Origin of the sequence: Chryseobacterium sp. MEBOG06 (assembly GCF_021869765.1) — a bacterium.
Classification (GTDB): Bacteria; Bacteroidota; Bacteroidia; order Flavobacteriales; family Weeksellaceae; genus Chryseobacterium.
Genome location: NZ_CP084580.1, coordinates 4515507 through 4527762, shown reverse-complemented (window position 1 = coordinate 4527762; position 12256 = coordinate 4515507). Strand labels below are relative to the sequence as shown.

The 12256-nt window shown below is 36.9% G+C and carries 14 protein-coding genes; 4 read left to right on the top strand and 10 right to left on the bottom strand.

What is annotated here, in order from left to right; genetic code table 11:
- Positions 1-6: 6 nt before the first annotated feature.
- From LF887_RS20680 to lpxK, 3 genes are all read right to left on the bottom strand, one after another.
- Positions 7-522 carry a TlpA family protein disulfide reductase gene (locus LF887_RS20680; RefSeq protein WP_236856163.1) on the bottom strand — a complete coding sequence of 172 codons (516 nt, stop codon included), beginning with the start codon at positions 520-522 and terminating at the stop codon, positions 7-9.
- 260 nt (positions 523-782) lie between these two features.
- A complete protein-coding gene (locus LF887_RS20675; RefSeq protein ID WP_236856162.1) occupies positions 783-1598 on the bottom strand; it encodes a purine-nucleoside phosphorylase in 816 nt (271 codons plus the stop codon).
- Positions 1582-2607: a tetraacyldisaccharide 4'-kinase gene (lpxK, locus tag LF887_RS20670; protein ID WP_236856161.1), complete on the bottom strand. Its 1026-nt coding sequence runs from the start codon at positions 2605-2607 to the stop codon at positions 1582-1584. Before lpxK ends, LF887_RS20675 begins: the two co-directional genes overlap by 17 nt.
- 109 nt (positions 2608-2716) lie before the next feature.
- On the opposite strand from lpxK, the gene truA reads away from it, so the two are divergent.
- The 3 genes from truA (at position 2717) to LF887_RS20655 (ending at position 6015) form a co-directional block, all read left to right on the top strand.
- Positions 2717-3448, top strand: coding sequence for a tRNA pseudouridine(38-40) synthase TruA (gene truA, locus LF887_RS20665; protein ID WP_236856160.1), 732 nt, complete (start codon positions 2717-2719; stop codon positions 3446-3448).
- A gap of 31 nt (positions 3449-3479) precedes the next feature.
- A complete protein-coding gene (locus LF887_RS20660) occupies positions 3480-3836 on the top strand; it encodes a hypothetical protein (protein WP_236856159.1) in 357 nt (118 codons plus the stop codon).
- Between the two features lie 421 nt (positions 3837-4257).
- Complete coding sequence (locus LF887_RS20655) at positions 4258-6015, top strand: ABC transporter ATP-binding protein (RefSeq protein WP_236856158.1); 1758 nt, start codon at positions 4258-4260, stop codon at positions 6013-6015.
- Between the two features lie 128 nt (positions 6016-6143).
- Here the strand turns inward: LF887_RS20655 and LF887_RS20650 are convergent, their stop codons facing one another.
- The 5 genes from LF887_RS20650 to LF887_RS20630 all read right to left on the bottom strand — a co-directional run bounded on the left by LF887_RS20650 (position 6144) and on the right by LF887_RS20630 (position 9548).
- On the bottom strand, positions 6144-6758 hold the full coding sequence (locus LF887_RS20650) for a class I SAM-dependent methyltransferase (protein WP_236856157.1): 615 nt from the start codon (positions 6756-6758) through the stop codon (positions 6144-6146).
- Positions 6758-7348 carry a hypothetical protein gene (locus LF887_RS20645; RefSeq protein WP_236856156.1) on the bottom strand — a complete coding sequence of 197 codons (591 nt, stop codon included), beginning with the start codon at positions 7346-7348 and terminating at the stop codon, positions 6758-6760. Before LF887_RS20645 ends, LF887_RS20650 begins: the two co-directional genes overlap by 1 nt.
- Positions 7338-7808: an RNA polymerase sigma factor gene (locus LF887_RS20640; RefSeq protein ID WP_236856155.1), complete on the bottom strand. Its 471-nt coding sequence runs from the start codon at positions 7806-7808 to the stop codon at positions 7338-7340. Before LF887_RS20640 ends, LF887_RS20645 begins: the two co-directional genes overlap by 11 nt.
- Complete coding sequence (locus LF887_RS20635) at positions 7808-8659, bottom strand: alpha/beta fold hydrolase (RefSeq protein ID WP_236856154.1); 852 nt, start codon at positions 8657-8659, stop codon at positions 7808-7810. The genes LF887_RS20640 and LF887_RS20635 overlap by 1 nt, the downstream gene beginning before the upstream one ends.
- A 214-nt stretch (positions 8660-8873) precedes the next feature.
- The gene (locus LF887_RS20630; protein ID WP_236856153.1) at positions 8874-9548 is read right to left on the bottom strand and encodes a DUF4919 domain-containing protein; all 675 of its coding nucleotides are present in this window, start codon (positions 9546-9548) and stop codon (positions 8874-8876) included.
- 228 nt (positions 9549-9776) lie between these two features.
- Here LF887_RS20630 and LF887_RS20625 point away from each other — a divergent pair, with 228 nt between their 5' ends.
- Complete coding sequence (locus LF887_RS20625) at positions 9777-9992, top strand: hypothetical protein (RefSeq protein ID WP_236856152.1); 216 nt, start codon at positions 9777-9779, stop codon at positions 9990-9992.
- Positions 9993-10048: 56 nt separating this feature from the next.
- On the opposite strand, the gene LF887_RS20620 is transcribed toward LF887_RS20625, so the two are convergent.
- Both LF887_RS20620 and LF887_RS20615 read right to left on the bottom strand, forming a co-directional pair.
- On the bottom strand, positions 10049-11341 hold the full coding sequence (locus LF887_RS20620; protein WP_236856151.1) for an MFS transporter: 1293 nt from the start codon (positions 11339-11341) through the stop codon (positions 10049-10051).
- A gap of 110 nt (positions 11342-11451) precedes the next feature.
- Positions 11452-12204, bottom strand: coding sequence for a DUF3575 domain-containing protein (locus LF887_RS20615; protein ID WP_236856150.1), 753 nt, complete (start codon positions 12202-12204; stop codon positions 11452-11454).
- Positions 12205-12256: the final 52 nt, after the last annotated feature.

Genomic DNA, 12256 nt, shown 5'->3' with positions numbered 1-12256 from the left:
GTATAACTATTTCAAAAGGTTGTCTATAGTCTGTTGGATTTCAGGATCTTCAGGGGAGATCGCATAATATTTGGCAATGGAAGATTTTTGATCGATAATCATATATCTTGGAATCCAGTTCAGATCTACATAATTATTAAAATCATTTTTCCAGCCTGAAGCAAACCAATAGTTCTCTTTATCCTTCATGTTGAATCTTGCAAGGCTTTTATCAAAACCTTCTTTTGATCTTTCCAGCGAAAGAAACACAAAATCTATATTCGGGTTATTTTTTTCTAATATCTCAGCTTTTGGGAATGCCTGAAGACAGTCTCTGCACCATCCGGCCCAAAAATCGATTAACAAAACTTTTCCTTTATGCTGATCAAGGACCTGCTGGATAGTGATTGCCTTTCCGTCTTCATCTTCAAGTTTCTGTTTTAGAGCTTCTTTGGAAAAACTGGTTTTAAGAACGGCAGGTACTTTCTGTGAATAGCTTATCCCAAAAATACCTATCATAAAAATTAATAACAACTTTCTCATTTCGTACAATTTCATTTGTACAAATCTAAACAATGAATCGGAATTGGAGAGGAAGAAAATGAATCAATTGAAAAATTCTATGGGTTTTGTAATTCTTGAGAATATCTAAATCACCCCGTCAAAAATTTTTGAATAAAGGATGGGAATTCTCAGTTGGTTAGCTCAAAAGTCTTTGAAATGAGAAGTTTTCAGAAGGTTTTTTGATGTCAATGTTAAGATTTACAATGTCTTAGGTATTCTGTTTTTGTAGAGAATAAAGGTTATTGATAATTTTTAATCAGACCTTTTACAACAGTAATTACATTGGGCATTGCTTTATTGGCAGCGTTTAAAACTTCTTCGTGAGAAACAGCAAAAGCAATATCAGGTCCACCAAGATCTGTAATAACAGACATGCAGAATACCTCCATTCCCATATGTTTGGCGACAATAACTTCGGGAACGGTGCTCATTCCTACCATATCTCCACCAATAGCTTTGATCATACCATATTCAGCCGGAGTTTCAAAAGTTGGACCCTGAAGGGCAACATATACCCCCTGATGGATTTTAATATTGTTGTCTGAAGCAACCTGTTCAGCGGCACTGATCATTTTCTTGTTGTAAGGTTCACTCATATCCACAAAACGTGGTCCAAGTTCATCAATATTTTTTCCACGAAGCGGATGTTCCGGCATCATGTTGATGTGATCCTTTACGATTACAATATCAGCAACACTGTAGGCCTGGTTTACTCCACCGCAGGCGTTGGAAAGGATAAGATTTTTAATTCCAAGTAAATGAAAAACTCTGACAGGAAAAGTGACCGTTTCCATTGTGTGGCCTTCATAATAATGAAAACGCCCACTCATCATCAGCACTTTTTTACCTTCCAGTAGTCCATAGATCAGTTTTCCGGTATGTCCTGCAACGGTAGTCTGTGGAAAATGAGGGATGTTTTTGTACTCTAAAACATGGATCGGCTCTACCTCATTCTGCAATTTTCCCAGTCCGGATCCTAAAACGACAGCAAAATCAGGAGTTTCCTGAATAATTTTTTCTATAAAATCAGCGGTCTCTTTAATTTTTTTTAACATAGTCTAAGATGATTTGATTGAATTCTTCTTTTTTATCAATGACAACATTGATAGGCCAGTAGTAAACAATTTCTCTAAGATAGTCAAAAGTTTTCAGACGTACATAATCTTTCTCTGTGGTTAATATCAGTTTATATTCCCCTAATTTTTTATACTCGGCAAGGATTTTTTTAATATCCTCATCCGTGAAATTATGATGATCCCTGAATTTTAAATGCTTAACCCTTTGCGAGAATTTTGCCAGATGTTCCAGAAGAGGTTTAGGATTGGCAATTCCTGTGATCAGCAGAATATCATAATAATTCAGGTTGTTATCCGGAAGTATTTTATCTTTTCCGTATACATTTTCGTCATAGCCAATGGATGAAAAGAATACTTTCTGGCCATAGGCAGGTCGTATTCTGGAGATATAATACCTTTTGGTTTCTTCCGTCAGTTCATCAGGACATTTGCTGACCATGATGATGTCTGCTCTCTTGTATCCAGCTCTGGATTCTCTCAGATCGCCGGCAGGAAGAATATAATCCTTGAAAAAAGGATCATTAAAATCCGTCATCAAAATATTGAAACCGGCTTTGATCGCTCTGTGCTGAAAGGCATCATCCAATACCAGAACCCCAAGATCCATGTCTTCAATCACTTTTTTGGCACCAGGTACACGTTCTTCAGAAACGGCAATGACAAAACGGTTTTTGAAACGTTCAAAAAGCTGCATCGCTTCATCACCCACTATTTTGTAGTTGCTGTCATAATTAGTGACTTCATACCCTTTGGTGAGCCTTCCGTATCCCCGGGATAAAACTCCGGTTCTGTAATGTTTGGATAGAAACTGAGCAAGATACATCACCATGGGTGACTTTCCGCTTCCGCCCACAGAAAGGTTTCCGACATTGATTATCGGTGTTTTGAATTTTGTCGACTTAAAAATTCCCAGATCATACATTGTGTTCCGGAAACCCGTTACCATATGATAACCGAGGGAAAAAGGATAAAGGTACCATCTTTTCATACGATTGCAAAAATAGGAATTTTCAGAAGCATTTTAGGCAACATTCGCAAAGACTTTTCAATAAATATTTCGTTAAATTACAGTATTTTTGTGGAGTTATTATTATACTTTGAGATACTTTATTGAATTTTCTTACAACGGAAAGAATTATTTCGGCTACCAGATACAGCCGGACGCCATTTCTGTACAGGAAGAGCTGGAAAAAGCTCTTTCTACCATTTTGCGGGAAGACATTAAAACAACCGGTGCCGGAAGAACAGATACCGGCGTTCACGCAAAAAAAATATTTGCTCATTTTGATACAGAAAAAGAGCTTGATGTTCAGCTGCCACGAAGACTGAACAGCTTTCTGCCGCCAGATATTTCTATTGAAAGAATTTTTCCGGTGAAAGATGATTTTCATGCCCGTTTTGATGCTACTTACAGAACGTACGAATACAATATTTCACTGTCTAAGAATCCGTTCACACAGGAATCTGCCTGGCAGCACTGGAAAAGACCGCTGGATATTGAAAAAATGAATGAAGCCTGTGAAATTCTGTTTGAATATGAGGATTTTACCAGCTTTGCGAAATTAAAAACAGACAATAAAACCAATATCTGCAAGATATATAAGGCAGAATGGGAGCAGAACGGAACGGAACTGAAGTTCACTGTTTCGGCCAATCGTTTTCTCAGAAATATGGTTCGTGCCATTGTAGGAACGATGGTAGAAATAGGAACCGGAAAACTGAAGCCGGAAGATTTACGTAAAGTGATTGAAAATAAGAACCGTAACGCTGCAGGAACCTCAGCTCCGGGGCATGGTCTGTATCTGGTAGATGTAGGATACGAATTTTAAAACAGAACTAAAAAACTAAATCATAATAACTATGTTATCAATTTTTATTCTTATCGGTGCATACCGGTATTATGCACAATTAGCTGAAAGATTTGGAAAAACAAAATGGCAGCTGGGAATACTGGCTATAGGAATTTATCTAGGAACTCAAATTATTTTAATATTCAGCTATTGTTTTTACGTAGGTTCAACAGATCCGGAGTCCTTAAATAATTTAAATTATACAGGGTTTTCCGGAGTTAATCTTGTGAACTGGCTTATTTCTATTGTAGTTGTTTTGGGAGTTTATCAGCTTCTTGAGAAGAAATATAAAAAAGAAAAGTTACAGAAGCCGTCTATTGAAATCGAGCAGATAGGTACAATTTCGGGAGATGAGCAGAGGCTTTAGCAGGTAGAGAGAAGTCGTTTGATTACAAACGGCCTCAAAATAACTCACCTGAGCCTTCCGGTGATTCTCCTCAATTTGCAGGAGACTACCGGAGTTCCCCGATCATTACAAACAGCCTTGTAACAACTTACCGGGACTTCCCGATAGTTTGTTTCACCCCATCGGGAAAGCCGGAAGGGTTGAAACAGGGGTGTTTTTCAATAATTACAGAATTGGCGGGTAAGAAAACCCTGCTTAATGAGTCTCCTTATCTCTTAATGATCCGGAAAGCAGGATCTAAGCAGTGAAAGGATATTCATTCTGTAAATAACCGCTATCAGAAATTTTCTATTGCGATTTATAAAAGTTCTAAAGGCTGTACGGTTAGAAAGTCTTATTTTTGCATAGAATTTTATTTTAATTCTTTTCTTCTATTCGTACAATGAAAAAACAAGATACCTGGGAAATTATAAAAAGGCTGTTCTTTATCGGAATGAAGTTCCGTTCTTGGTTCATTCTTACCCTGATAATTTCCATTATACTTTCTATTGTTTCTACCTACAGACCTTACCTGACGATGCAGGTGGTGGATAATGATATTACAAAACTTCAGGATAAAGCTTTAATGATGAAGCATATTTATATCCTGGTAGGGTTGGTATTTGCAGAAACTGTTCTTAACTTTTTTCTGGTTTATTTTTCCAACTTTATTTCGCAGAACGTTATCCGTGATATCAGAGAAAGGTTATACGCAAAACTGATTTATTTTAGAACTTCATTTTTTGATAAAACGCCGATCGGTCAGCTGGTTACCCGTGCTGTAGGTGATGTGGAGACTATTGCTACCGTTTACACAGACGGATTCCTGATGGTTTTCGGAGATATTCTCAGAATTGTTTTTGTATTGATCATGATGTTCAGTACCAATGTACATTTAAGCTACATTACCCTGGCAATCCTTCCTTTAATGGTTGTGATCACAAGATTTTTCCAGAAAAGGCTGAAAAAAGCTTTTGGAGATGAAAGAACATGGACTGCCAATCAGAATTCATTTGTACAGGAAAGACTGGCCGGAATGTCTATTATTCAGGTTTTCAACAGACAGGAAGCAGAATTTAAAAGATTTGATGATATTAATATAACGCTGAAAAGTGCATTATTGAGAACCGTTTTTATTTTCTCATTATTCTTTCCGGTTGTAGAACTTATTTCTTCACTGTTTATCGGGTTTATTCTTTTTTATGGAGGATATATCACGATCAGTGCCGGAGTGGTGATTGCTTTTATTCAGTATATTTCAATGCTGATCCGTCCTTTAAGGCAGATCGCAGACCGTTTCAATAATATCCAGAGAGGTATTGTGGGAGCAGAAAGAGTATTGGGAGTAATGGATGAAGATAACTCAATGTCCAATACCGGTACGGTAAAAAAAGATCACTTTGCTGGTAAAATAGAATTTCAGAAAGTACATTTTGCTTATGATGAAAAGCAGGAAGTATTGAAGGGACTGGATTTTAAAGTAAACCCTGGGGAGACTGTTGCTATTGTGGGGGCAACAGGAGCTGGGAAATCTACGATTATCAGTCTGATTACAAGACTTTATGATATCAATTCCGGAAATATTCTCATTGATGATGTGAATTTAAAAGATTATGAACTTTATAATCTGAGAAGTCATATCGGGGTTGTATTACAGGATGTTTTCCTTTTCCATGGAAGTATTTTTGAAAACCTTGCCTTTGGGGATGACAGCATCACACTGGATAAAATAAAAGCGGGTGCGAGAGAGATTGAAGTGGATCAGTTTATTGAGCAGCTTCCCGGCGGATATGATTATGTAGTAAGTGAAAGAGGATCTTCAATTTCCTTAGGACAGAGACAGCTGCTGTCTTTCCTTAGAGCGTACCTGTCTGATCCTAAAATTTTAATTTTAGATGAGGCAACATCTTCAATTGACCATGAAAGCGAAAAACTAATTCAGAAAGCTACAGAAAAAATTACGAAAAACAGAACATCCATTATTATAGCACACCGACTTTCTACTATTGAAAAAGCAGATAAGATCATTGTGATGGAACACGGTAAAATTGTAGAAGAAGGAACCCACCTTGATCTTCTTGATAAAGATGGATACTATGCTACTCTTTACAAAGCCCAGCTGCGTAACGAAGTAGAAATTGAAGAAGAAAAAGAATCATAACCTATATTGAACTTTTACAATCTATTTTAGGTTTGTTTTACAATAGAAAAATAAAACTGAAATTAAATACATAATAAAAAAGAGTCTCTTTGAAGGCTCTTTTTTATTATACTCTGATCTCAGAAATATTAATGCTTTCTGAAACTGCAGAAAACAAAGTTCTGTACCGTCTCAAAAGGGGTGATATGATCTTCAATAACACACTTTATTTTTTCAAAACCGGCTTCGAATTTTTCAGTGAGTGATTCTTCATCATATTGCTGGATATCCAGTCCGCTGCATTTGGCAGGTCCGTTTTTAGAAAAAGTTCCCAAAATCATAAAACCATCTATATTTTTCTCTGCAATATCTATATATTTTGAAACCTGCTCCGGAGTTATCAGAAAATGAAAAGCAGCTCTGTCATGCCAGATGTTATACGTTTCCAAAGGTTCAAATGCCGTAATGTCTGTGGCAATCCATTTTACCTTATCTGCGGCATTTCCCAGTCTCTCTTTTGCTTTCTCCAACGCTTTGGCCGAGATATCCAGTACCGTAATATTTTCATATCCTTCTTCAAGAAGAAAATCAACAAGATTGCTGTCTCCGCCTCCGATATCAATAATTTTAGCTTCTTTTCCAAGTCCCAGAGAATTGATAAAGTCTAGAGAAGTCTTTGGTTTTTCCTGTGTCCAGCTTACCTGATCAGGATTTTTGGTTTCATATACTTTTTCCCAATGTTTTTTATTGTCACAATTATTCATTAGTCCTGTAATTGATTATTTATTTCTTCAAATTTATTGATTAATCCGTCAAGTTTTCCCTGTTGTTTTCTGATTGTTCTTGGTCGCAGGTAAAACCAGTTGAATGCAATCCATAATAAGGTAATTCCGTAGACTATAATGCCTGAAATAGGGGTCATGCGTGAGGTATACTCGTACATATAAAGACAGATTCCCAGAGACAGCATGATGAAATATAAGTTCATCATCGTGGTTTGCATCAATTTTTGTTTACTTTTTACTCTATATAAATTTTGGAGATAATTATGGTTAGACTGCGTATTGTCAATAGTATAAAATGTCATAAACATTCTGTTATAAGCGATCAGGAATATAGCCATGGCCAGAATAACCAGTACAATTCCCAGTTTTGTGGTTATCATCTGAGGCTGATAATAATACCATATAAAAATGATAAGTAGGGAAGTAGCCGTCATTGATAGATTAGAACAGATAAGCTTACGCAGATTTTCATTTTTAAATTTTTTCAGCGTATCAAGCAGCTCTTCAAGATTAGGCTTGGTGGAGGTCTGCTGTTTCCATATATTTTTGAAATCGATTTTAGGATCCATTTTCTTTAAACTTTTGCGTTAATTTTTCTTTTATCCTATGAATTTTCACCCGAATGTTAGACTCAGAAAGCCCTGTGATATGAGCTATTTCTGCCTGTTTTACTTCCTCTAGTTCCAGAGAAATGATAATTCTGTCCGTTTCGGGAAGTTCAGAAATAAACTGATACAGTAATTGTATCTGAGGTTCTAAAGATTCATGCTTCTTTTCTTCCAGATTTAAAGGAAGGTCTGTTTTGGTGAATTTTTTTTCTTTTTCAATCTGCCGGAGGCAGTTGTTGGAAGCTATTCTGAAAATCCATGTTCCCACACTGGATTCATTTCGGAATTTGGGAAGTTGCTGCCATATGATGATAAAGGTTTCCTGTGCCAGGTCCTTTGCCAGGTCAGGATCATTGGCGTATCCCATACACAGGCGGAATATTTTCTGCCAGTAGATTTCGTATATCTCCTCAAAAACCATTATTTCGCGGATAAAAAGTTATTGAGCTGGTTAGAGTACCATTCTTTATCATCATACATAATGAAGTGTAATCCTTTTGAAGCATACTGCATATCGGTATTTTTTAAGTTTTTGTACTGAGCTTCAATAGCGGGTTTCATATTCACAAAAAAAGATTCCAGCAATATAAGAGAGGGACATTGTATGCTTTTTATCTTTTCTCTCAGATCGGTATTAGAGAAATCACAGTACATTTTGGCAAATGTATTTCTGTCTGATGTCATACTCCAGCGGATTACGGTTTCCTGCATGGAAGAATCAGCCAGAAGACGCGGAATCATTTGTGTCTGCATTTGGCGGAACTGTTCGTCCGGCATTGCAGTCAATTTACCAGTTATAGATGTACAGTCATTATTTTCTTTAGATGTAAAATTAGGATCAGATATTGCAGCAAGACAAGGCAGTGCATCAACAATAACAATTTTACCTATCAGCTCAGGATAGTCGGCGGCAATAGCAAGAGCGAGGCCTCCTCCCATACTGTGGCCGATGAGTATCGGCTTTTCAATTTTGTTATCTTTAATATAAGCGGCAATTCCTTTTTCCCAGTTTGTAAAGGTAGCATTGGCCTCTGGTTTTACTCCGGCAAACCCTGCCATCGTTAAAGTATAACAGGTAAAGTTTTTTTCAAACTTTGCCGTGGTTTCGCTCCACACTTCTCCCGAAGAAGCAAATCCAGGAATAAAAATTAAAGACTGGCTGCCTTTTCCGGCTTTCTTTACTTCAAAAGGATATGTTTTTGTCTGGCCAAATATATTACATACAGCTAGAAAGAATAAAACGATGATAAGAAGGAATGTGTATTTTTTCATTATTTCTAAGGTTTTAAAGTTTATTTGTCTTTTAGAGACGAACCTTTTTAAAATGTTACACTCAGTTTTATATTTTTTTAAAAAAAATATTTTCCTGCTCTCATATCCTCATTGGAAAAGTAAAACCCTTACAGTTCTATGGATAATAAAATTGATATTATTTCATTTAAAATAGTAAATGTTGGCTAAATAGGTAAAAAATATCTGAGGCTGGTTAATCTAATATCTTCCCATAAAACCTGCTGACATCAAAATACAATCCCGGGATCTTATATTTGTCTTTTTCAAATTCCTGATAGTCGCATTTTCCATTATTGCTTTGTGACTTGGTTTCCATTTGAAATCTGCTCAAAAGTGCATACTCATCAGTGACGGAAATAACGTGGAAACCTGTTTCGCACCTCAGTCCATCTCCCGAACTAAGAATCGCTCCCAATAACCCATGGAAACTTCCTGCAATTTTTTTGGCAGTATCATCATCATTGGTCAGATGGTACAAATAGGCTAGATAATTCATAGCACGCAGATCCAGAGGATTTTCATCCAATGCATCCTGGAAAAGCTGTATTCCTTTTGATAAGTCTTTTTCTGAAATACCTTCTCCCCGATAATATTTCGCTACTTCTTCAGCTTTCCTGCCTGTTTTGTAGGGTCTGTATTCTTTTTGAAATGTATATCCAAAATAAAGATGGCGGTATTGACTGCCTGTAAGGAGTGTGTCGTTCTGTTTTAATCTTTTTAAGAGAGCCGGATAATAGAATTCTGAGTTTTTATTCTGGATATTTTTTTGAATTAAAGAATAATCCGGTGCTTTGAATTCCAGTTTCTGGGCCTGTACCAGACTAAGCAGAGCTATAAAGAAAAAAGAGAAAAATGCTTTGATATTCATAGTTTGTATAGTATTGTTATAATTTTTAATTCGGTCAAAAATACGGAATATGCACTAATGATATAAAATCAGCTAACTATTTACATGAAAAACAATAATATATTGTAAAAGTGGTACTTCGTATCAATAAATTTACTAACTTTAATCGGAATTTGAGACATTACCCCTGGTATTGAATGGGGTGATTGGGTAAAATTGGAATTTTAACTAAAAAACTAAAAAATATTAATGAGCAGTAGTATCCACGATGAATTTAAAGTCTTTAAAGACGAATTAAGAAAGTTGAATATCGAAGTACAGAAAGTTGTAAAAGTAGGAAACGGCAGCATGGATTTCCACGAGGTTTTCTACAAATCGCCAAGGTATGAAGAGGTAAAAAGTGTGTATGTCCAACGTCACAATCTAGACGGTATAATAGCTAAGTTTAAGCAGGCTTATCATTAAAAATAGAAAAGTCGCCGCAGAGAATCTGCGGCGACTTTTTTTAGTCTATAAAAATATTAATCTTTATCCAGTGTTGATATTTTTTTCGTGTCTTTCATTCCTGCATAGACGATCAGAGAAAAAAGAATACAGCCTGTAATGTACCAGTAGAAGTATTCTTCGGATCCTATTTTTTTGAACCAGAGGGCAATATACTCTGCAGTTCCGCCAAAGACGGCTACTGTAACAGCGTAAGGAAGTCCTACTCCCAGCGCCCTTATTTCGGAAGGGAAAAGTTCTGCTTTTACAACAGCGTTGATAGAAGTGTAACCACTCACGATAATTAATGCTGTCATAATCAGTAAAAAGGCACCCCACATTGAAGTTGTAGTACTAAGTGCAGTGAGAAGAGGAGCCGTGCATAAGGTTCCCAGAATCCCAAAACCTAAAAGAAGAGGGCGTCTTCCGATCCTGTCAGATAATCCACCAAATACCGGCTGAAGACAGGCAAATATAAATAAAGAAATAAAAGAGACCAGTGTAGATTCTTCTTTGGTAAGATGTACTGTATTGACCAGAAATTTCTGCATATAAGTAGTATAAGTATAGAAAGCTAATGTACCTCCCAAGGTCAGTCCAACTACGGTAAGCAAAGCTTTTGGATGTTTGAAAAGTTCTTTGACAGTTCCTTTCTTTGTCTCATTAACTTCTTTTTTATTCTCAAAAGCTTCTGTTTCGTGAAGGTTGGCCCGCAGATATAATGCAATGATAGAAAGCATGGCTCCTATTACGAAAGGGATTCTCCAGCCCCATTCCTCAAGCTGAGTCTCCGTAAGCAGTAATTTCTGTAAAATAAGCTGAATGCCCAACGCTATAAGCTGGCCGCCAATTAATGTTACATATTGAAAACTGGAATAAAATCCTCTTCGTTCTGGTGTAGCCATTTCACTTAGATAGGTAGCGGAAACTCCGTATTCACCACCAACACTTAATCCCTGAAGAAGTCTTGCCAGAAGAAGTAACAATGGTGCAAGAATGCCTATTGACTGATAGGTAGGAGTAAGAGCAATAAGCAGCGAACCAAAAGACATCAGCAGGACAGAAAGAGTCATTGCTTTTTTTCGTCCGATTTTATCTGCAATACTTCCAAACAGCCATCCGCCAATAGGGCGCATAAGAAAACCTACGGCAAATATACCGGCTGTATTCATCAATTGTGCATTAAGGTCAGAGTCCGGAAAGAAAGAATGGGAAAAGTAAATGGCAAAGGCAGCATAGGCATACCAGTCATACCATTCTACAAGATTTCCGATGGAGCCGCCTATGATAGCCTTGATTCTTTGGGCAGTGGTAATAGAGGATGAATTCATATATATAGTTTTCCGGAAAAAGGGTATTAAAGGAAGCCAAGATACAAAAATCAGCAAATAATTAAACCGTCCTGAATAGAGAACGGTATAAAATATAATATGGTAATTTTTTAAAATCTATACCCCAAAGAAAGTCCGCTTCTGAATCCTGCCCATGGTCCGTCTACTTTTATTCTTGCACCATTGGCATTGGTTTCTACCGTATATTTTACAAATGGAATATCCAGATTTTCTATTTCTTTCTTAAGCTGTGCCTGCATATCGGGAGTAAGGACGTAGTCGGAGGACATACTGAAATCTCCTTTTCCACTTCCATAATGGGCCCCGGCAATCCAGAAATCCAGCACTAAATTTTGGCTTCTGGTGAGGAAGAACTGCACTCCCACCATTAAACCGCCACTGTTTCCTTTAGTGCTTCCTCCTCCTTTAAGTGGAATCTGGTAGGTATTTCCATCAGGTCCGTTATAATCGTAATAAAAATCAAATGTGTTGGATGAAACATCGGAATGCCGGTAATAAGGAGCGAAATAAAATCCTTTACCATGTCCTTTCCCAATATAAAACCTTGGTTCTATGGTGAAATTGGTTGCCTTTACTCTTAGGTTCTCAAACCTTTTTTCATCCTTATCTTTCAGAAATGCATTGATAAAGGGAACTTTTCCTTCCGGCATGGTTCCAAAACCTATATTGACTGAAAACCATTGATTGATTGCTCTCTCATATGACAGATTGATATTTCTGAATGCATAGGCAGTAACATTCGTCTTAATAATATTCATCTTTTCAGATGTACTATTTTCAATTTCCTGTGCGCCAGCTGCCGAAAACAGGAAACACGGAATTAGCAGGACTGTTTTTTTCATGATCTTACTATTTTGTGGTGTTGGAAAAGTACCAGCAAAAAACGGGCTGAAT